Origin of the sequence: Nonomuraea sp. SYSU D8015 (assembly GCF_008065375.1) — a bacterium.
Taxonomy (GTDB): Bacteria; Actinomycetota; Actinomycetes; order Streptosporangiales; family Streptosporangiaceae; genus Nonomuraea.
On sequence record NZ_VJYI01000002.1, the window covers coordinates 518,160 to 537,565 of the forward strand.

General features: G+C 68.2%; 20 protein-coding genes. 11 read left to right on the forward strand and 9 right to left on the reverse strand.

The window, feature by feature from the left end; genetic code table 11:
• Positions 1–515 precede the first annotated feature (515 nt).
• The 4 genes from ID574_RS11670 to ID574_RS11685 all read right to left on the reverse strand — a co-directional run bounded on the left by ID574_RS11670 (position 516) and on the right by ID574_RS11685 (position 3,462).
• Positions 516–1,097 (reverse strand): dihydrofolate reductase family protein, encoded by a 582-nt coding sequence (locus ID574_RS11670; RefSeq protein WP_188188823.1) that lies wholly within the window; start codon positions 1,095–1,097, stop codon positions 516–518.
• 65 nt (positions 1,098–1,162) lie between these two features.
• On the reverse strand, positions 1,163–2,002 hold the full coding sequence (locus tag ID574_RS11675; protein WP_188188824.1) for a helix-turn-helix domain-containing protein: 840 nt from the start codon (positions 2,000–2,002) through the stop codon (positions 1,163–1,165).
• Positions 2,003–2,207: 205 nt separating this feature from the next.
• Positions 2,208–2,471, reverse strand: coding sequence for an RDD family protein (locus ID574_RS11680; protein WP_188188825.1), 264 nt, complete (start codon positions 2,469–2,471; stop codon positions 2,208–2,210).
• Positions 2,472–2,877: 406 nt separating this feature from the next.
• A complete protein-coding gene (locus ID574_RS11685) occupies positions 2,878–3,462 on the reverse strand; it encodes a DUF4328 domain-containing protein (protein ID WP_188188826.1) in 585 nt (194 codons plus the stop codon).
• A 380-nt stretch (positions 3,463–3,842) separates the two neighbouring features.
• Between ID574_RS11685 and ID574_RS11690 the strand changes: the two genes are divergently transcribed.
• Entirely contained in the window at positions 3,843–4,043 is a 201-nt protein-coding gene (locus ID574_RS11690) for a hypothetical protein (RefSeq protein WP_188188827.1), read from the forward strand.
• 1,448 nt (positions 4,044–5,491) lie between these two features.
• Positions 5,492–6,883 (forward strand): MDR family MFS transporter, encoded by a 1,392-nt coding sequence (locus ID574_RS11695; RefSeq protein ID WP_188188828.1) that lies wholly within the window; start codon positions 5,492–5,494, stop codon positions 6,881–6,883.
• A 258-nt stretch (positions 6,884–7,141) separates the two neighbouring features.
• Here ID574_RS11695 and ID574_RS11700 read toward each other — a convergent pair whose 3' ends face one another.
• Complete coding sequence (locus tag ID574_RS11700; RefSeq protein ID WP_223166598.1) at positions 7,142–7,615, reverse strand: lamin tail domain-containing protein; 474 nt, start codon at positions 7,613–7,615, stop codon at positions 7,142–7,144.
• 586 nt (positions 7,616–8,201) lie between these two features.
• Complete coding sequence (locus ID574_RS11705; RefSeq protein WP_188188830.1) at positions 8,202–8,864, reverse strand: cysteine hydrolase family protein; 663 nt, start codon at positions 8,862–8,864, stop codon at positions 8,202–8,204.
• A gap of 208 nt (positions 8,865–9,072) precedes the next feature.
• Here ID574_RS11705 and ID574_RS11710 point away from each other — a divergent pair, with 208 nt between their 5' ends.
• The 6 genes from ID574_RS11710 (at position 9,073) to ID574_RS11735 (ending at position 13,737) form a co-directional block, all read left to right on the forward strand.
• Positions 9,073–9,651, forward strand: coding sequence for a dihydrofolate reductase family protein (locus tag ID574_RS11710; RefSeq protein ID WP_188188831.1), 579 nt, complete (start codon positions 9,073–9,075; stop codon positions 9,649–9,651).
• Between the two features lie 859 nt (positions 9,652–10,510).
• A complete protein-coding gene (locus ID574_RS11715) occupies positions 10,511–10,906 on the forward strand; it encodes a hypothetical protein (protein WP_188188832.1) in 396 nt (131 codons plus the stop codon).
• Positions 10,907–10,978: 72 nt separating this feature from the next.
• Positions 10,979–11,746 (forward strand): PAS domain S-box protein, encoded by a 768-nt coding sequence (locus ID574_RS11720; protein WP_188188833.1) that lies wholly within the window; start codon positions 10,979–10,981, stop codon positions 11,744–11,746.
• The gene (locus ID574_RS11725) at positions 11,730–12,191 is read left to right on the forward strand and encodes a hypothetical protein (protein ID WP_188188834.1); all 462 of its coding nucleotides are present in this window, start codon (positions 11,730–11,732) and stop codon (positions 12,189–12,191) included. The genes ID574_RS11720 and ID574_RS11725 overlap by 17 nt, the downstream gene beginning before the upstream one ends.
• Positions 12,192–12,260: 69 nt before the next feature.
• Positions 12,261–13,337, forward strand: coding sequence for a DUF6745 domain-containing protein (locus ID574_RS11730; protein WP_188188835.1), 1,077 nt, complete (start codon positions 12,261–12,263; stop codon positions 13,335–13,337).
• 10 nt (positions 13,338–13,347) lie between these two features.
• Complete coding sequence (locus ID574_RS11735) at positions 13,348–13,737, forward strand: hypothetical protein (RefSeq protein ID WP_188188836.1); 390 nt, start codon at positions 13,348–13,350, stop codon at positions 13,735–13,737.
• Positions 13,738–13,745: 8 nt separating this feature from the next.
• Here the strand turns inward: ID574_RS11735 and ID574_RS11740 are convergent, their stop codons facing one another.
• The 3 genes from ID574_RS11740 to ID574_RS11750 all read right to left on the reverse strand — a co-directional run bounded on the left by ID574_RS11740 (position 13,746) and on the right by ID574_RS11750 (position 16,822).
• The gene (locus ID574_RS11740) at positions 13,746–14,726 is read right to left on the reverse strand and encodes an LLM class flavin-dependent oxidoreductase (RefSeq protein WP_188188837.1); all 981 of its coding nucleotides are present in this window, start codon (positions 14,724–14,726) and stop codon (positions 13,746–13,748) included.
• Between the two features lie 110 nt (positions 14,727–14,836).
• The gene (locus ID574_RS11745; protein ID WP_188188838.1) at positions 14,837–16,111 is read right to left on the reverse strand and encodes a glycoside hydrolase family 6 protein; all 1,275 of its coding nucleotides are present in this window, start codon (positions 16,109–16,111) and stop codon (positions 14,837–14,839) included.
• A 156-nt stretch (positions 16,112–16,267) separates the two neighbouring features.
• Positions 16,268–16,822: a TetR/AcrR family transcriptional regulator gene (locus ID574_RS11750; RefSeq protein ID WP_188188839.1), complete on the reverse strand. Its 555-nt coding sequence runs from the start codon at positions 16,820–16,822 to the stop codon at positions 16,268–16,270.
• A 97-nt stretch (positions 16,823–16,919) separates the two neighbouring features.
• Between ID574_RS11750 and ID574_RS11755 the strand changes: the two genes are divergently transcribed.
• From ID574_RS11755 to ID574_RS11765, 3 genes are read left to right on the forward strand one after another with little or no spacing between them, the layout of a single operon-like run.
• Positions 16,920–18,725, forward strand: coding sequence for an MDR family MFS transporter (locus tag ID574_RS11755; RefSeq protein WP_223166599.1), 1,806 nt, complete (start codon positions 16,920–16,922; stop codon positions 18,723–18,725).
• Complete coding sequence (locus ID574_RS11760) at positions 18,722–19,108, forward strand: hypothetical protein (RefSeq protein ID WP_188188841.1); 387 nt, start codon at positions 18,722–18,724, stop codon at positions 19,106–19,108. The genes ID574_RS11755 and ID574_RS11760 overlap by 4 nt, the downstream gene beginning before the upstream one ends.
• Positions 19,105–19,341, forward strand: coding sequence for an SPW repeat protein (locus ID574_RS11765; protein ID WP_188188842.1), 237 nt, complete (start codon positions 19,105–19,107; stop codon positions 19,339–19,341). The genes ID574_RS11760 and ID574_RS11765 overlap by 4 nt, the downstream gene beginning before the upstream one ends.
• The last annotated feature ends 65 nt before the right edge of the window (positions 19,342–19,406 follow it).

Consider the following 19,406-nt stretch of genomic DNA (forward strand, 5'->3'; position numbering starts at 1 on the left):
CACCTCCGTACTCGTTGTGATCTGTCGCATGCCGATCTCCTGGGTCATGGGCGGCACCCCGCCAGCCGGGTGAAACCGCTGTGGAAGCGACCAGGCGCAGGTCGGTCCCGCTGCCGAGTGTGGGCTCAACAGGGCGGACGCAACCAGTGCGTGAGGCACGAGGTAGACGTGGGATTCGCACCGCAGCCGATGTGCACTCTGCATGTGCCGGTCGTCGGGACCACATCCGGCCGGCTCGGGTTCGCCGATTCCCGACGCCCGGACGTGGCCGTCATGCGAACTGACGGCGGCCGTGAGAACTCTGTGGGTGCCAGCGGGGACGTCCGCAGGCCGCCTACGGGGAGAATCCAACCCGGTGATCGTTTCCGGTCACAGCACTACCTAGCTTCCGGGACTTGTGACCCCTCAGTGGATCGGCGTGATCGGGACCGCCATCGGTGCCGGGATCGGCAGTTTGGTCGCGATTGTCAGCCCGCCGGGCGGGGCGAGCTTCCTCGCGTACCCGCTCAGATCGGTCATCGGCGCACCCGATAGCGCAGGTGGAGTACCCGGTTGCCCCGGATCACCACGTCAGGATCCTCCAACAGGTGCTGTGCGTCGACCGACCCGAAGTAGCGCTTGCCGGACCCGAACACGACGGGTACGACGTCCATGCGCACCTCGTCGATCAGGCCCGCGGCAAGCACCTGGCCACCGACGTCGCCAGCGGCGACCTCGACCATGCGGTCACCCGCAAGCTCCTGCGCCTTGGCCACGGCTGCCTCGACGCCGTCGACGAAGTGAAACGGCGCCTCGGGGTCCCAGCCCTCGGGCATCGGCCGGTGCGACACGACGACCACGTGGTCGATGCCACCCGGAGGCTTCCCGTCCCAGCCGTCCGTCAGGTCGAAGACGTGGCGGCCGACGATCGTGACTCCGATCTGGTCCCAGTACGGCCGGGTGTAGTCGTAGGACGTCTGCGACACCTTCAGCTCGCCGCTCTCGTCCAACGGGACGTCACCGCTGGACAACCAGTCGAACAGCGGTCCGGGCTGGTCATTCTCGTCCGCGACGAAGCCGTCCACCGACACCGAGCTGTACATGACCACCTTGCCCACGGGGCTCTCCTCTGCTTTGGGGTGCCCCAAATTAGCGTGTCGTGAGCCGTCGCTCTTGTAAGAAATCAATCGGCCGGCAGCGGCCAGCCGTCCAGCGCGTGGCCGGGATGTTCGCGCAGGAACCGCCGCCGGACTTCGACGTACCGGGTCGGCGTGAGCCCGGTGAACGCCCGGAACTCGTGGCCGAAGTGGGCCTGGTCGAAGTAGCCTGCGCCACCGGCGAGGTCGCCCCAGTCGACCGGTCCGGCGGGGTCGATCGCGAACACGGTGGCGGCGAAGCGGTAGGTGCGGGCCAGCCGCTTCGGCGTGACGCCGATGAGCTCCTTGAACCGCTGCGCCAGATGGGTGCTGCTGACACCGGCTGCCACGCTCAGGTCGCCGATCGCCACCGCCCCGCTGGTCGCCGCGATGACGCTGCTCGTATGGCGGACCAGCCCCAGGCCGGCGGTCTCGCACAGCCGTCGCATCAGCTCCTCCTCGAGCAGCGTCAGCATCTCGTGCGGTCCGTCCGCCGTGGCCAGCCGGTCCCGCAGCTCAGCAATGGCGGGCCGGCCCCAAACCTGCTCCACCGTCACCGGCCGGTCGCACAGCTCGGCCGCGGGCATCGGCAGGAACGGCGCCAGCCCCCACGGCTTGAAGTGCACGCCGACTGACCGGGTCCCCGGTGGGTAGCCGAACTCGAAGGCGCGGGTGGGTGTGGTGACCACGCAGCCGTCGGCGTACTCGGCCGTCTCGATGTCGGTGCCGGCGCGGATGCGGAAGGGCGCCCCGAGGTTGAGGATGAGCAACGCCGCCGGCATCGGCGGCAGCGTCAGCCGGGCGTACGGCGGCGTGCCCTCCAGGTAGTAGAGGTCGTCGATCAGCCCGGCCAGCGGCGGTCGTGGCGCTCTGGACACGTACTGCACGTGTCACAGCATCGCCGATGCACGGGCGGGCCACCAGGTCGTCGCGCAGACAGCCCGGGGGCCGACCAGCGTAGAGAGGCGATCGCGAAAGCGCGACCGAAAGGGCCGCCGCTTCGCGAGGGGACGACGGCCCAGGCGGACGATCGGGCGGTCAGGTTGGCTTGTCGAGTGCCGTGAGCCGCTGCGCCGCAGTTGCCGCAGGCAGCTACAGCAGGTCGCGGACGACCAAAGTGCCGGCGAGGTGGTCGTGCAAGGTGCGAGCGACCGGGTCGGCCACCGACCACAGAATGTCCACCAGGAGCACGACCAGCCCGCACTGTGACACGCAGACCAGGACGCGGAAGACGAGAGCGCGGACCGCGGCCCTGCGCCAATCCGGCCAGCGGCCGATGTGGGCGCAGACGACGCGGATGCGCATGAGCCGCTTGCCGAACGCCCGTCCCGTCAGGAGGAAGGCAACGAAGATCAAGTAATCGAAGGTGAACGCCACTGCCCGGCGTCCGGCGAACCCGCTCGGTCAGGTGTACCTCACGGTCCGGGGTCGGCAGCACCAGCAACGCGAAGATCAGGAGGGCTGACTGCGCAGGCCGTAGGCGCTCGCCACGGTCGCGAACCATTCGCCGCTGAGTACGGGCATCACTGAGCTGAGCAGCCGTCCTCAGCCATGTACGAAGGGGCGCCGGTCCGGCGATCGCGAGAAGCGCCCTCCGGGATGACCCGGAGGCCTTTTCGTGGCCGTACAGCAGAGTTGTACGGCAAGCCAGACTTGCAGCGGGCACAGCGCTGCCGCTGGATGATTTCTGGCTGCCACGATCCGCTAGCCAGGCGTTGTGCCGGTCGTCGGCCGCACTGAGACGCCGTACTGTCGCGATGCCCTATGACGCCGCGGCAGACTCGGGCGTACTGGGCGTACTGGGCGTAGGGGGCGGTTTGCCTGGTACGGGGTCGGCTGGAGGTGTTGAACGGAGTGTCTCCTGGACGGCGGTGATCTTGCGGATGACGCCGATCGCCAGCACGGCCGCGATCAGCATCAGCCCTATGCCAACCACCTCCAAGCGCAGGGCGAAGGCGATTCCCTCCAGGTCGATGGGGAAGAGGTAGAGCCGGCCCCAGGTCACCTTCGCCATCACCCAGGCGGTCAGCCAGGCCGCCCACCACGCGTTGATCAGCCCTTTGGCAGAGCCTGGTGGTGTGGAGGCGCGCCAGATGTCGTCCACGATCTGTTTGGGAATCCAGAACCAGCTGATCGGCATCACCCATCCTGCGATCAGCCAGGACCTGCCGTGCCGGTGACCGGTCAGCGAGAGACTCACGGCGTTGGTCCTGACGCGGAACAGCCAGGCGAGGAACCCGGCCGCGGCCACGAGGAAGATGAAGATTCGCGCGGCCCCGGATCCTAGAACGAGCAGTTCCCCCGTCCGCATCGCCGCCTCGGGGACGGAGTTGAAATCACTGGCCATACGATCCACGAGCCACGCGTACCAGAGGTTGATCCCCGCTGAGGCAACCCCCACGAGGGAATCGCCCGCCACACCGGCGATCGCGAAGATCGCGAGGCCACCGACCGGGCGTAACTGCCGGGGCTGATGACCATAAGGAGAGAGATGCATCGCTCAGAGGCCTTCAGGAGAATAGGGGAGGTGTACACCAGTATGTATCCCCAAGATCCCGAAGAGGATCAGTCATCCCATCCGGGATCCTCTCGTGACCAACCCGCAGCTCTCCGCTTTCTGATTGTCTGAGCGAAAGTTTCTGTGACCAGCTCGCCATCATCGGTGAGATTCCCGCCACCCCATAGGGTGCCCTCGACTTCGCTTACGATCTGCTACTGACACGGAGGATGAGTTACGTTTCGCTTGAGGGCCGAGGCCTTCGGGAGGCGTTCCTGCGGTTCGCGGAGCACCACCACGAGGTGCCCATGGAGCTCGATGCGGTGTGGCACGTCCATGCCCTCCGTACGCTGACGCAGGCGGTGGTCACCGCGCTGAACGCTGATCTTGCCGTGGAGAACCTGGCCGACGACCTTGCGGCAGCCCGGTAACCATCCGTTGCCGGCTGAGAAGCTGGAGGTCAGCGCGACCCTTTTTCAGCGCGAACTGGGTGGCATGCCTTGGTCTTCGTCAGGACGATCTCGGGATCGTGCCAACAGCGTGGCACCCGGGTCGCTCGCCTGGCGAAGACGTCCACCGCCGACGCTTCCGCCGCACGCATTACGTGGGCGTACAGGCGGAGCCTGATCGATGGGGCGGCATGACCGAAGCGGGGCACGACGACGTGGACGGGCACTCCCGCCGCACCCCCGGCCCACTCGGAGATCCAGTCAACCTTGGCCCGCGGGATCGGGCTCAGACCGTGGTCCAGCCGTACGAACCGGGACTGGCACGTCTGGTCTTCGCCTGGCGGGCACCCGTACGAGCAGGGCCAGCCAGCCGGGCAGCCACCAGTTCCATCGGCCCATCACCGCGACGAACGCCGACAGCGGCAGTGCGAGCCGGTCGTCCTGGCAGATCTCGCCGCCGAGTCCGTCGCCGCCTCCGCAGCCGTGGACCTCGGCCGTCCTTTGAGCTCCAAGCGAGCGAACCCGTCCTCATCTGCGGCGACCGCACGCGCCTGCGCCAGGCCCTGGACAACCTCCTGGCCAATGTACGTGCGCATACCCCTGCGGGCACGCGCGGCGACGGTGACCGTACGGAGAGAGGGCGATGACGCGGTCGTCGAGGTGCGCGACGAAACTCCCGGGCTGAGCCCTGTGCAGGCAGGCACGTGTCTTCGAACGCTTTTACCGCGCCGATCCCACCCGCCGCTCCGGCACCGGCCTCCGGCTCGCCATCGTCACGGCTGTCGCCGCCCACGATGGGCACGAGCCCTGCCGTCCGACTCGGGCGCCGCGTTCGAGCTCCGGCTGCCACGCGGGTGACCACCGCGGTCGTCAGCAGTAGTCACGGCCTTGCTGGTGGTGTTCGAGTGAGCGGCGATCGGCTCCACCCGCGTCGGGGTCGTTCTCGAAACGGCCGCGGGAAAGTTGACGGGATCGTTGCCGTCAGCTCGACGAGCCGGCCGTCCTCACCGTCAGCTTCAGTCCGCCGTCAGCGACCTCCGCTTCCAAGGCGTAGGAGCCGCGACACAGCTGAACCTGGGCTACAGCAACATGCCAGGACCAGCGCCACTCTCGGGGCGTGCGGTGTGCGAGGTGTTGGCCCAGCCATGGAGCGACACGAGTGCTCCTCTGCACGGCCTGGGGGTCGTCGTCCGCCGCCGGTGAAAAACCGGGTGACATCTCGCATCGCTTCCGGAATGTTGTGCGGGGCCGATGAGTTTTGTCGGTGGCGTCAGTCAGTCTTTGCAGAGCCACCACTGCTTGTGAGACCCCCAAGGCTGGGGCACCAGCCACGACTCATGTCTGACAACCCTAATTGAGGTGCCGTGTCCATCCCACAGCTTGACTCGCCTGCCAAATCCGAGACCGCCGTTTCACGTCGCACCCCGGCCGTGATCCGGCTGCTGGTGCTCGCCACGTTCGTGGTCATCCTCAACGAGACGATCATGATCAATGCGATCCCGCGGCTGATGAGCGCTCTGCACATCACCGAGCAGACCGCACAGTGGCTGTCTACGGCCTTCATGCTGACCATGGCCGCTGTCATCCCCATCACCGGATGGTTCCTGCAGCGGGTGTCCACCCGCAGTGCGTACGCCACCGCGATGGGTTTGTTCCTGCTCGGCACGGCGTTGGCCGCCGTCGCGCCGTCGTTCGAGGTGCTGCTGGGCGCCCGCATCATCCAGGCGTCCGGGACGGCCGTGATGATGCCGCTGTTGATGACCACGCTGATGCAGGTGGTGCCGGAGGAAGACCGCGGCCGGGTGATGGGCAATGTCACCCTGGCCATCTCGGTCGCGCCGGCCATGGGCCCGACGGTCTCGGGGGTGATCCTCCAATTCGGGTCCTGGCGGCTGCTGTTCGCCGTGGTGCTCCCCATCGCCGCCCTGATCACATGGGGCGGCCTGAAGCAGCTCAAGAACGTCGGAGAGCCCCAGTTCAGCACCATCGACTGGTTGAGCGTGGTCACTGCCGCCGCGGGCTTCGGCGGCCTGGTCTACGGGCTCAGCCAGTTCGAGGGCGGTGACGCCCGCGTTGCCGCGGCCATCGTGGCGGCCGGCCTGCTCGCCATCGCCGTCTTCGTCGTCCGCCAGTTGTCGTTGCAGAAGCGCGGTGTGCCGCTGATGGACCTGCGTACCCTCCGCCACCGCACCTTCACGGTCGCGCTGATCCTCATGTCGGTGGCCTTCATGGCGATGCTCGGCTCGATGATCTTGCTGCCGCTTTACCTGCAGAACGTCCGTGAGCTCAGCGCCCTGCAGACCGGACTCCTCGTGATGCCGGGCGGTCTCGCGATGGGGCTGCTCGGTCCGACCGTCGGCCGCCTGTTCGACCGGTTCGGCGGCCGGGTTCTGGTCATCCCCGGCGCGATTGGGATCATGCTCGCGCTCGCCGGCTTCACCCAGGTCACGATGACCATGCCGTTCTGGCAGCTCCTCGGTCTGCACGCGCTGCTGATGGTGGGTCTGGCCGCGACCTTCACCCCCGTATTCACTCTCGGACTCGGAGCGGTTCCCCCGCAGCTCTACTCCCACGGCAGCTCGATCCTCAGCACGCTGCAGCAGGTCGCCGCGGCCTTCGGAACCGCGCTCGTGATCACTGTGATGAGCGCGCGAGCCGATGCCCTGAGATCCGCAGGGGCCTCGGAGGCGCTCGCCAATCTCGACGGCATGCGGCTGGCCTTCATCATCGGCGCGGTGCTGTCCGTCGTCGTGGTCATCACCGCCTTGCTTCTGCCGGCTCGAGCGGACAGCGCCGGCGAGATCGAGGAGCACGGCCGATGAAACCGGCGTAACGGCGTACCAAAGGCCCGTCACCCGACGAGAAACACGGGGACGGGCCTTTGTTCGTTCTCCACCCATGTCAGGCAGCCGCAATGATGACGTCGAAGGCCTGCTCCGATGGGAGACGCAGTCGGGGATCAGTGGCGCCGAGGCAGCTGCGTGCAGTGCCATCCGGGTCCGGACCGCCGCCCGGAAGAGGACCGGCGAATGACCTGTCGACCTCGGCCACGTGGTCAGAAAATCACCGCCTGGCTGAGGTCAGCAGATCTTGTAGTCGGCCCGGCTCGAGTTGTACGAGCAGGAGTCGATCAGCTTGCCGGACGCGTTCCGCAGGTAGGCGGTGTCCTTGGTCTGGTTCCAGATGTAGGCGAAAGTTGTCCCGCCAGTCCTGTTCCAGTAGCGGGTGGTAGTGGTGTCCTTACCCTTACCGGTCCGCACGGTGACCGTCTTCCCGGCTGCGAGGGTGAACTTGCCGAATGTGTAGACGTGGTCGGGCCGGGTCGTCTTGTCATGCAGGGTCCAGCCCTTAAGACTGACGGCCTTCTTGGTGGTGTTCTTGATCTGCACGTATTCGCCGTTCAAGCTGCTGTTCGAGCCGGAGTCCGGCGAGCCTGGCGAGTCGTAGTAGATCTTGATGATCTGGACGGCCGGGGCGGCCGCGTAGGCGGGCTGGGAGACGGCGACCACGCCGGCGGTTAACACGGCGGACGTCAGCAGGGATCGGATACGCACAGGGACGCTCCCGGGATAGGCGATATGGCCTGAATCGATCATATTGATGGCGTTAGGTGTAGATGGACCGTTCCCGTATCGGTTTGGTATCCGTCGCATCAGATGGCGAAGGAGGCCGGGCAACGGTTGGGCTCGTAGGCGTCCAGCGCCACGTTCGGCTTGTCGTCAGAGTTGCGGTTCGGCTTCTTTTGTCTTCTTGAACGGATGGCTCGGCACAGGGCATAGGCGACTCCCGGGTATACGTGGGATACGTATCAAAAACGATACGAGCAGTGCGAGAAACGCCGCCGATCAATCGCTATAAACCGGATCGCATATCCAGCTCCTAAAAGGCGGAGATCATGACCACGGAGGAGTATGCCATCGAGTCGCAAGCGTCTTGCCGTAGAACGGGTGGCGCTGCCGAAGAGGCCGAAGTGGGCCGAACGCCCCTCGTACTTCGGTGAGCGTGCGGTGTTGATAAACCCAGCCGCTGAGTTTCCGGCGCAAGGACGCGTATTCTCCGGTCGCCAGCGTTCTGTCGGTCCCCAGCCGACCGCGTTCGCGGGCGAACCCGCCGAGACAAGGCGGAGGTAGTCGCCCCGAACTACCCCCCGATCAGACCGAGAATCTCGTCCGTGGTGCGGACGTCGCCGAAGGAGCGATAGATCGTATACAGGGTCGCGTTGTGGTCCTCGTCGCGCCGGGCCGCGTTCGCGTCGGCGACCATGACGACCCGGTATCCGAGCGTGCTCGCGTCCCGCGCAGACGACTCACAACACACGTTGGTCACCGTCCCGGTGATCAGCACTGTGTCGATGTCACGGGCCTTCAGCAGATCCGGCAGTGGGGAGTATCCAGGGAAGAAGGCGCTGGACGCCCTCTTCTCCACCAGAAGATCCGCGTCGTCCACCTCGAACTCGTGCCACAGCCGCGATCGTAACGGCCCCTCCCCGCCGCTGCGCCGGTAGGTCTCGGCGATCTCAGGGCCGAAGAACTCCTTCGCGGCCTTGGACGGCTCGCCCCCTTCCGGCAGTACCCATGCGACCGTGCCGCCCGCCGCACGCAGCGCAGAGGCGAGTCGCGCGATATTGGGCACGATGCCGCGGGTGTACGCGTTCTCCAGCGCGAAGAACGGCACCATGTCGATCACCACTAGTGCCGTCCGGGTGGGCGCGAGCTTCGTGTAGGCGTGCCGTCGACCGCGGCGAGCCTCTTGCCTCGCGTACTCCCGCTCCTCGATCCGCCACGCATGCGTCCTGCGCTCCATGCCGCGAACCTATCGACCGGCCGGGCGGGTCGGCGCAACACCGCCCCTTCGAGAAATTTCTCGGGGCCGTGTCGATTCCGGCGGTGTGCGGTCGACGCGTTGGTGAAAGGACAGGTGAGCGGTCCGGTTCACATCGTAAAACCGGGCTCGCACCAACAGACAGCACGACATGAGCAGGGCCAAGCCCTCGGAATACCCTGGAGATGAAATGAGCACCGTGGTGATGCACAACGTCGTGTCGGTGGACGGCTTCATCGCCGACGTGAAGGACCAGGTCGGCCCTCTGTTCGACTGGTACTCCAACGGCGACACCGCGCTCGACGCAGGTGGCAGGATCAAGGTCTCTCGGGTCTCGGCCGAGTACGTCAAACCGATGTGGGCGCGGATCGGGTCGATGGTGATCGGGCGTCACCTGTTCGACATGACCAACGGCTGGGAGGGGACGCCCCCGGTGGGCGAGCACGTGGTCGTGGTGTCGCACCGGCCCAAGCCCGACGGATGGCACCCGGAGGCGTCGTACCACTTCGTCGACGACGTGGCACAGGCGATCGCGAAGGCCAAGGAGCTCGCAGGGGGGCGCACCGTCTCCGTGGCGGCGGGCGACGTCGGCGGTCAGGCATTCGCCCTCGGCCTGGTGGACGAGGTGGCGATGGACGTCGTGCCCGTGGTCTTCGGCTCGGGCAAGCGGTATTTCGGGTCGGTCGACGCACAGCATCTGCTCGAGGACCCGCACGTGGTGATCCAGGGCGACCGGGTGCTGCACCTTCTCTATCGGGTACGCCGCTAGGTGACTCCGATTGGGACGATCGGGTCCAGTCCTGGCGTCTCTCACGTGTCATCAGAAGGGCGGATGCAGGGATCGTCGCCCTGTGGAGGGGCGGATGGCCGGCGGTGCAGGACGGCGACGGCATCCTTGACGTCCGATCAACGCCGCGGGAACACTCAGTCGGTCGGCTGCCTGATCCGCTGACGGACGCGTTCCATACGGGCCACGGTGCGCCTCGGTCGCCGGCTCCCAGCTTCATCCGCCGCTGCAAGGTGTACTGGACGATTTCTCCCAATGGCGCGTCCGGGAGTTTCTTCCAGGACTTCGGCCGCTCCACCAATAACCGTCGCTCGACTTCCTCTTCGGCGCCTTCGTCAACGGCACCGATGGCCGCGTCGAGGATCTGGTTCGCCCGATGAGTAGCGCGTTTATTGCGCCGAATGTTCTTACGGGAACTCCTCGTTCTCTCCGTAGTCGTTGCGACGGTTCTTGGTGTAGCTCAGACGCTTCTTCTCCTGCGGGCTCTTACGCCTCATGCACCCTCCCGTGCCTGGCCCTACTTTCGCCTGCGCATTATGAGCCACAGGACGAAGAACACCGTACCGGCGACAGCTCCGACCATGACGAGCAGCATCACAAGCAACATGAGAATTTCCGGCAGGCCCAGGTTCACGATTCTCCTTTGCCGAGAGGTTACATGAGGGAAACGTACGAGGATCACGTGAAGTTTCCGCAAGGGCTCCTAGGGTGGCACCGTTTCGGACATCTCATCTATGTCGGAGATGTGAGGCAGGTACGCGCCCTGGTCCCGCCGTGACGATCCCCGACCCGTTGCGCATATCTGCCCTGATCAAGCGGAGGCGCTGGCATACTCCCCCGCGTGCCATCCTGTGTCCCCCGTGAGGATGCCCGTTATTTCGGCGGCGCCATTCCGACCATGGTTCTCCACTCGGCGGAGGCCGTCGTGCAGCTTCCCAGCTTCCGGCTCCTTCCGGGCGGCAGGCCGTCGACCTGTTCCGGCTGGGAGCTCATTCCCGGCGTGACCTTTTCCATGGTGGAGGGGCCGGGGCGGTTCCGGCTCATGGTGGAGGGGATCACTCATCGGGACGAGGTCGATGAGCGTTTCGCGTGGTTGAGCGCCGTGGATCGTGCGGGTGGGGCGGTCGTGGTGGTGATCCATTCCCTCGACACCCCATACGCGTACGAATGGGGGGCGCTGGCTGAGAGCGGGCGGGCGCGCGGCGGGTATATGCCGGTGATCCGGCGTTCTCGATGAACCATCGCCTGGGCGATAAGAGGCCGGGATTTACCCCTTCCAAGGCTAACTATATGCATTAATCTTGCCACTGTGAGTAATGGCATCGTCGTCCGTGTGTCGCGCCGCATCGGGCGGCGGGGCGCGTCACTCGCGTTCGTCGGGCTGCTCAGCCTGGCCATCGCCGCCTCCCTGGCGTTCGCGCCGGCCGACCAGCGCGCCACTCCCGGCTACGTCGCGCTGGCCTCGGTCGCCCCACTGGCCGTCTGGGCCTGCGCCTGGTGTGTCATCGGCGGCCTGTGCCTGGTGCAGACGTTCATGCGCTCCGACCGGGTCGCCTTCGCCGCCGCCACGGCCCTGCTCGTGCTGTACGGCCTGGTCTATCTCTTCTCGACCTTCACCGGAGTCAACCCGCGCGGCTGGGTCGGCGGGGCGGTCTGGCTGGCGTTCGGCGGCTGGATCGCGCTGATCGCCACCTGGCCGGAGGCCGTGAGCGTGCACAGCCTGCCCGGCGCCGGGGCCGCGGCCATCGTCGTCGCGGACGCCTCCGGGATCATCATGTCGTGGAACCCGCAGGCCGCGGCGTTGTTCGGCTGGAGCACGGACGAGGCCGTCGGGCGGCCGCTGACGCTGCTGATGCCGGACCGTTTCCGCGACCAGCACACCGCGGGGCTGGCGCGGGTGCGGGCCAGTGACCGCTCGGAGCTGGCCGGGCGGATCATCCCGTTGGTGGGCCTGCGGCGCGACGGCAGCGAGTTCCCCATCGCGCTGACGGTCAACGCCTGGCACAGCGACGACGGCATCACGTACACCGGCGTGATCCGGCCCATGAGAGGAGGCGGCAGTGCCCGGGGTGAGTGACATCCTCATCCAGTTCGCCGTGGGCGTGGTTCCTCTCGGCGTGGCGTACCTCGCCTTCAGGTCCGCCACCGACGCCAACAAGAAGACCCAGCAGACGGCGCTCCTGCAGGCCGAGCGTCAGGCCGAGATAGAACGTTCCAAGGTCGACGCCGAGGCGTTCGTCCGGGCGAAGACGATCTACGAGGACGCGTTGAGCCAGATGGAGAAGCAGATGGAGCGGCTCCAGAGCCATTCCGCCCAGCTCAGCACCGATCTGGCCAACGAGCAGAGCACCTCGACCGCGATGCGCGACCACGTCCGGACGCTCCAGGCGCAGATCCGGGCGCTGGAGCGGACGGTGATCGCCTTACGGGCCCAGCTCGTCGCCGCGGGGCTGTCCCCGGTGCCGGTCTCGGAGACCACCGGCCCGCACACGCTCGGCCGGCGGACGGACGATGCGCGGTAGACACGCGTTGCGCTCATCTGTCACTATTTCGTACATGATCGTGAGAAAGGACGACGCCACCCTCGTGCGGTGAGCGCTCTCGTGCGGCGGGAAGCCGCAGAACTCCGCGAACAATGGCTGGGCCGGGCGTTGTCGACGCTGCCCGCCGACCGTCCGGCCGCCGAGGCCGCCATCTCCGAGCTGTATCACCTGATCGGGCTCACTCCGCCGCGCTTCCACTGGGTCACCTCACCGGTCGCGGCCCTGGTGACCGTTCCGCCGGGGGTGCGGGCCCGGGAGAGCGTCGATCGCCTGCCCGACTGGCCGCTGCCCGCCCGGTTCTCCGCCCTGGTCGCGGAGTTGTGGCGGCAGCTGAACGGCCGGATCCCCCCGCGGCAGCGGTCTGTCGACCAGCTGATCCGCCAGGAGATCCGTTATCCGCTCTCCATGTCCGTGGCCAACGTGCTGCACCCGCCGCTGCGGGCGGGGCACGACGGGCCGTTCCGCCAGGTCAGTGGCTGGTACTCCACCCAGTGCCCGTCCTGGGTCGCCGAGTACGAGGCCCTGCACCTGCTCGCCGGTGTCGCGTTCTCCACCGAGCAGCGGCGCCTGATCGGACTGTGGGCGACGCTGGCCGGATCGTGCGGCTGGTGGTGGCCGCGGCCGGACGTGTGCGTGGTCTCCGAGCGGCCCGCCCTCGTGCACACCGAGCAGTCCGATGACGACGGGCGGGTGCGGCTGCACTGCGCGGACGGCCCGGCGATCGGGTACGCGGACGGATGGGACCTGTACGCCTGGCATGGCACCACCGTCCCCGCCTGGGTGATCAGGGATCCGAGCGTGACACGGATCGCCGAGGAGGCCAACGTCGAGGTCAGGCGGTGCGCGATCGAGCGCATCGGCTGGGGCGCGTACATCGAGCAGGCCGGCTTGAGGTTGGTGTCCGCCGCCCCCGATCCCGGCAATCCCGGCTTCGAGCTGCGGCTCTACGACATGCGCAGGGAGACGAAGGTGCTCCTCGCCGTCAACGGCTCGCTCGAACGCGACGGGACTCGCCGCCGGTACGGCCTGACCGTGCCCGGCTGGCTCGACGACCCCATCGCCGCCGCCGGCTGGACCTACGGGCTGTCCGGCGAGCAGTACTCCAGACTTCTCCGCCGAACCTGAGGTGATTCACATGACCATGACCCTGCTCGACCAGTCGCTCAGCATTCCCGTCCTCGACGGCCTCCAGGCCCAGGGCGACCTGATCGTCATCCCGTACGCCGTCGTCGCCTCGTCCGTCAAAAGGTGGTCGGACTGGGTTCCCGTACCGCCCCAGGGCGTCGAGCTGCTGCGCGGCGGCGCCGGGGGCAATGCGCACACGCTGGTCGCCGAGCCCGGCACGTGCCTGTGGACCAATCGCGTGACCGACTTCGACATGCTGGCGATCGGCATGTTCCGCGCGTCGGCCGTCGTCTACCTGCTGCATCCCGAGCACGGCGCCTCCGGCTGCGCGCCCGGCACGTACGTGGTCCGGCGGCAGCGCGAGCACGAAGGCCGCCGGTCCCGCCTCGTGTGCGACTAGAGCCCGTACTAGAGACCGTGCGCCCGGGCCAGCAGCTCCGCCGAGCGCATCCACGCCTTCCTGTCCGGCGCGGAGAACACGACGATGAGCTCGTCGGCCCGGGCGTGCTCGGCGAACCGGTCGACGTACTCCTTGACCTCGTCCGGATCCCCGACCGCGGAGTACTTCGCCATCTGCAGGATCTGCTGCCCGGCCGGCGACTCGAGGATCAGGTCGGCCTCCTCCGGCGTGAACGTGCGCCCCCGCCCGAGGAACCTGCTCACCCTGAGCCGCTTGGCCGCCAGGAACTGCTCCTGCGCCTCCTCCGCCGTGTCCGCCGCGATCACGTTGAGCGCGGCCATCACGTACGGCTCCGCCAGCTGCGCGGACGGCCTGAACTCGCGCCGGTAGAGCGCGACGGCCTCCTCCAGCGCGGCGGGGGCGAAGTGCGAGGCGAACGCGTACGGCAACCCCAGCGTGGCGGCCAGCTGGGCGCCGAACAGCGAGGACCCGAGGATGTACAGCGGCACGTCGGTCCCCTTGCCGGGGGTCGCGTTCACGCCCGGGATCCGCGTCTCGCCCGTCAGGTAGCCCTGCAGCTCCAGCACGTCCTGCGGGAACGCGTCCGCGTCGGCCGGGGTGCGGCGCAGGGCACGCATGGTCTGCTGGTCGCTGCCGGGCGCCCGGCCGAGCCCGAGGTCGATGCGCCCGGGATGAAGGGTCTCCAGGGTGCCGAACTGCTCGGCGATCGTCAGCGGGGAGTGGTTCGGCAGCATGACGCCGCCCGCTCCGAGGCGGATCGTCCGAGTGTGAGCGGCCACGTGCGCGATGAGCACGCTGGTCGCCGAGGACGCGATGCTGTCCATGTTGTGGTGCTCGGCGTACCAGATCCGCTTGTATCCGAGCTCCTCCGCACGCTGCGCCAGAGCCACGCTGTGGGTGAAGCTGTCGCTCGCCGTCTCGCCCTCGCCGATGTGCGCCAGATCAAGGATGGACAGCGGCAGAGCCATGGGTACGCGCCTTTCGCAGAGCGGGCATTTGTGACCTGGCTCTTGGCAACAGCCGTGAAGGCGCGGATATTTCGCCGGGCCCCCGCGGGGGAGGGCCCGGCGACGGCGGCTCAGGAGGCGGTGCAGGTCACCGGGGACGGGGTGCCGTTCTGGCCAGTCCAGCTACCGGTGAAGCCGAACGTGGTGCTCGCGCCGGCGGCCAGGTTGCCGTTCCAGCCGAGGTTGGTGACGGTGACGGAGCCGCTGCCCGAGAGGCTGCCGTTCCAGAGCTGGGAGATCGTCTGGCCGTTCGGGAACGTCCAGCCGACCTTCCAGCCGGAGATCGCCGACGAGCCGGCCTTCACCGTGACCTCACCCTGGAAGCCGCCCTGCCACTGGCTGGTCACCTTGTACGTCGCGGTGCAGCCCGCCGGGCCGATGGTGGGCGTCACGGTGGGGGTGACGGTGGGCGACGGGGCGGCGATGGCCAGGTCGTACGCCCGCTGCGGCACGAACTGCCCGGCGGCCGCGATGCACCCGTCCGCCTCCCCCGGCGGCTTGACCCAGAGGAAGGCGTCGATGGCCGGGTCGCCGGTGTTCGTGGTGCTCCAGGTGCCGGTGGCGCGGCCGGGCGGGTCGCACCACTCGCTGCCGGACGGGCCGTTGCCGTTGCGGCTGGTGTCGATGACGGCCTTCAGCCTGGACACGCCGGTCGCGGCGATCACGTTCTTCGCGTACGACACCAGCCCGGGCGTCGAGCGGTAGTTGGAGGTGTTGACCGCGATGCCGTCGGCGCTGTTGGCCACGTCCGCGCCGGTCAGCCGGGAGGCGGCCTCGGAGGCGGACAACCAGCCGTCGTGACCGATGTCGAAGTACACCTTGGCCTGCGACCTGAGTTTCTTGCCCGCGTATGCCATGGAGGCCTTGACCTCGGCCTGCTCGGCGGCGTTCATGCAGTTGGACATGATCGCCAGGGCGTCCGGCTCCAGGACGACCGTGGCGGGGCGGCCGGCCAGGCCGAGCGCGATCTGGTCGATCCAGGCGCGGTAGGAAGCGTGGTTCGGGGCGCCGCCGGCGCTCGCGCCGCCGCAGTCGCGGTTGGGCATGGCGTACACGACCATGATCGGGATCTTGCCGGCCGCCGCGGCGGCGCCGACGTACGCGTCGACCTGGCCGCGCACGGTCGAGGGGTTGTACGTGGCGAACCACCGGCCCTGCGGCACGGCGGCGATCCTGTCCCTGATCACGGGAGTGCGGGAGTCGTTGGGGTTGGCGGCCACCCACATGGCGGCGTTGGTCTGGGGATCCACGTAGAAAGCGGAGTCGGCGGCCTGGGCGGTGGACGTGGAGAGGACGACCGCCCCCGCCGCGGCCATGGCGGCCGCGGAGAGGAGCACCGCCAACATGGGCCTTCTGCGAGACATGCAATCACTCCGTAGGTCGTGTGGGAGCGCTCCCACCGGCACCCCGGATGGTAGGGAGACGTCACCGCGCGCTCAAAGACCTCCGATCGCTGCGACGCCCGTATCCCCAGGCCAGAGCGGCTCTGACCGGTGAAACTTTCACTCAGCCAGGCACGCCTCGAAGACCGCGGTCAGCCGGTCGACGTCGGCCGGCGTCGGCTCCTCGGGGCCGAGGCGGCGGCGCAGGGCGCCGATGCCCAGGAAGACCGCCGTCGCCATGCGGGCCCTGGCGTGCGCGTCCCGGCCGCCGAGCTGCGCCTCCAGCGGCTGGAGCACGGCTCCGACCAGGCGCTCGCGGGCGATCTCCGCGACTTCGGGGTGTTGGGCCGAGCGCTCCAGCGCGCGGAGTATGGGGCTGTCAGGGGGATGCCGCATGCGTTCGGCGGCGTACTCGGCCAGCCGCCTCGGCAATCCCTCGCTGTCACCCCCGAACACCGCGCTGATGGTCGGCTCGCCCTCCAGCACCGCGCCGAACAGCCCGGCCTTCGAGCCGAAGTAGCGGCCAACCAGCGCGATGTTGGCGTCCGCCGCGGCGGCGATCATGCGGACGGTCACCTGCTCGTAGCCGTGCTCGCCGAACAACGTGCGCGCGGCCCGCAGGATCCGCTCACGGGTGGCCTCCCTGCCGCGCAGCCGGGTCACCTGGGCGCTCATGCCTGGAACTCTACTCAAGGGCCCCTAACTTGTCGCACGGCTAGTAAACATGCGTATACTCAAGTCGGATGAATCTGTACGAAGGGGATGTTGTGACGTGGTAGCCCAGGCCCGGACCGCCTCCCCCACGACGGGGACCTACACCCATCGCGAGATCCTCGAGGTCATGTCCGGGCTGATGCTCGCGATGCTCACGTCGATGATCTCGACCTCGGTGGTGAGCACGGCTCTGCCGACGATCGTGGGCGAGCTCGGCGGTCAGGACCAGTACTCGTGGGTCGCATCCGCCACCATGCTGACGATGACGGTGTCGACGCCGTTGTGGGGCAAGCTGTCCGACCTCTTCGGGCGCAAGCTGCTCTTCCAGACGGCGCTGGGGTTGTTCGTCGCGGCCTCGCTGGTGGCCGGCCTGTCGCAGAACATGGGGCAGCTCATCGCGGCGCGGGCCGTACAGGGCCTGGGCGTGGGCGGTTTGTCGGCGCTGTCGCAGGTGATCCTGGGGGACATCGTCTCGCCCCGCGAGCGCGGCCGGTACTCCGGCTACATGGGCGCCGTCTTCGGGATCTCCACGGTGGCCGGGCCGCTGCTCGGCGGGTTCATCGTGGACGCCGACTGGCTGGGCTGGCGCTGGTGCTTCTACGTCGTGGTGCCGTTCGCGCTGGTGGCGTTCTTCGTGATCCAGAAGGTGCTGCGGCTGCCGAAGGTCAAGCGGAGCACCTCCATCGACATCTGGGGCGCGACGACCATCACGGCCAGCGCGAGCGCGCTCATGCTGCTGCTGACGCTCGGCGGCACCGAGTTCGCGTGGAACTCGGGCTGGACGTACTTCCTGGCCGCGGTCAGCCTGCTCATGCTGGCCCTCGCGGTGCTGGCCGAGCGGACCGCGGGCAACCCGATCCTGCCGCCGCGGCTGTTCCGCGACCGTACGTTCGTGCTGACCAGCCTCGCGTCGGCATTCGTGGGCATGGCGTTGTATGGCGCGATGATCTACCTGCCGCAGTACCTGCAGATCGTCAAGGGGCTCAGCCCGACGCACTCGGGCCTGATGACGCTGCCCATGGTGGTGGCGTTGTTCGTGGCCGGCGTGGTCTCCGGCAAGATCGTCACCAGGACCGGCCGCTGGAAGGTCTTCCCGGTCGCGGGCCTGCTGATCGTGGCCGTCGGGCTCTTCCTGCTGTCACGGCTGCACGTGGACTCCGGCGAGTGGCTGATCGGCTTCGACGTGGCCGTCCTCGGCCTCGGCCTGGGCCTGTCCATGCAGATCCTCATCCTGGCCGCCCAGAACGGCTCCGAGCTGCGCGACATGGCCTCCACCACGTCAGGCGTGTCGTTCTTCCGCTCGCTGGGCGGCGCCGTCGGCGTGGCGGCGTTCGGCGCGATCCTCACCAACCGGCTCAAGGACGAGATGGCCGGCATGCTCCAGGCCGCCGGGATCACGCTGCCCGGCGGCTCGGACGTCCAGCTCGGCAGCCCGGAGGCCATCCAGCGGCTTCCCGGGCCGATCAAGCACATCGTGCTGGAGTCGTTCACGCGCGGTCTGGAGACCGTGTTCATGGTGGGCGTGCCCGTCGCGCTGCTCGGCTTCGTGGCCGTGATCTTCCTCAAGGAGCTGCCGCTGCGGGGCGCCACCGTCACCACGCCGCCGCCCAGGCCGCTCGGCAAGGACGACCTGGTCCTGGCCGGACTGCTGCTGGAGCTCGTGGCCCAGCGCGTCGAGCGGGCGAACGGCGAGAAGTCCGCGCTCCTCACCGCGGTCGCCGACATGGCGCCACCGGACGGCCGCTCCGAACGCGAACGCGCCGGGTCGGTCGCGCGGACCGTGCTGCGGCCCGCCTCACGTGCCTTGATCGCGCAGGCCGCGCCCCCGCAGAAAGACCTCGTGACAGGAGGAGTCTCGCGATGATTCGCAAATTCGTGGGCGCCGTCGCGGCGTCCCTGGCGGCACTGGCCGGGCTCTGGCTGATGATCGCACCCTTCGCGCTCGGCACCCAGCCTGAGAACGCGGACTGGACCGACCCCACCAGGATCGAGTTCTTCACCGGCCTCGGCGTGGCCGTCGTGGGCCTCGCGGGCGTGATCTGCTTCGCCCTGGCCATCCATGAGGAGCTCGTGGCGCGGGGCCTGGTCGTCGTGCGGCCGCGCCGGGTCGAGGCGGAGCCCGAGCCGGCGCCGGTCGCGCCTCCGGCGTCCTCCGCCGACCTGGCTGCTCTGCTTGCCCCGCTGGTCGAGGCGCTTCGCAAGGACCTGAGCAACAACGGTGAGCACCGTCTGGAGAAGATCCGATGAAGGCGAAGCTGGGCGTGTCCGCCCTGGTCCTGCTGTTCCTCGGCGGCCTGTGGCTGGTCGCCGCTCCGTTCGTGGTCGGCTACCAGCCGCGGGGGGCCGCGTATGTCGACGCGACCGTCAACGACCTGTGGGTCGGCGGGTCGATCGCCGCCCTGTCGTTCGTGTCCCTGGTGATCTACGCGGCCGACGCCCTGCGCGAGCTGGCCCGCCGCGGCGAGCACAGCCACGACTGACAGTGTCCGGTGGTGCTGCCGACCCCCCGGTGGGGCCACATTGGCGAAACGTGCCCGTCGTACGG

Bases quoted from the DNA above. Each gene is read 5' to 3' on its own strand.
- ID574_RS11690 (WP_188188827.1), top strand. From the start codon at position 3,843: ATGAGTTACGTTTCGCTTGAGGGCCGAGGCCTTCGGGAGGCGTTCCTG.
- ID574_RS11705 (WP_188188830.1), bottom strand. From the start codon at position 8,864: ATGGAGCGCAGGACGCATGCGTGGCGGATCGAGGAGCGGGAGTACGCG.
- ID574_RS11765 (WP_188188842.1), top strand. From the start codon at position 19,105: ATGAAGGCGAAGCTGGGCGTGTCCGCCCTGGTCCTGCTGTTCCTCGGC.
- ID574_RS11735 (WP_188188836.1), top strand. From the start codon at position 13,348: ATGACCATGACCCTGCTCGACCAGTCGCTCAGCATTCCCGTCCTCGAC.
- ID574_RS11685 (WP_188188826.1), bottom strand. From the start codon at position 3,462: ATGGCCAGTGATTTCAACTCCGTCCCCGAGGCGGCGATGCGGACGGGG.
- ID574_RS11745 (WP_188188838.1), bottom strand. From the start codon at position 16,111: ATGTTGGCGGTGCTCCTCTCCGCGGCCGCCATGGCCGCGGCGGGGGCG.
- ID574_RS11760 (WP_188188841.1), top strand. From the start codon at position 18,722: ATGATTCGCAAATTCGTGGGCGCCGTCGCGGCGTCCCTGGCGGCACTG.
- ID574_RS11710 (WP_188188831.1), top strand. From the start codon at position 9,073: ATGAGCACCGTGGTGATGCACAACGTCGTGTCGGTGGACGGCTTCATC.
- ID574_RS11750 (WP_188188839.1), bottom strand. From the start codon at position 16,822: ATGAGCGCCCAGGTGACCCGGCTGCGCGGCAGGGAGGCCACCCGTGAG.
- ID574_RS11740 (WP_188188837.1), bottom strand. From the start codon at position 14,726: ATGGCTCTGCCGCTGTCCATCCTTGATCTGGCGCACATCGGCGAGGGC.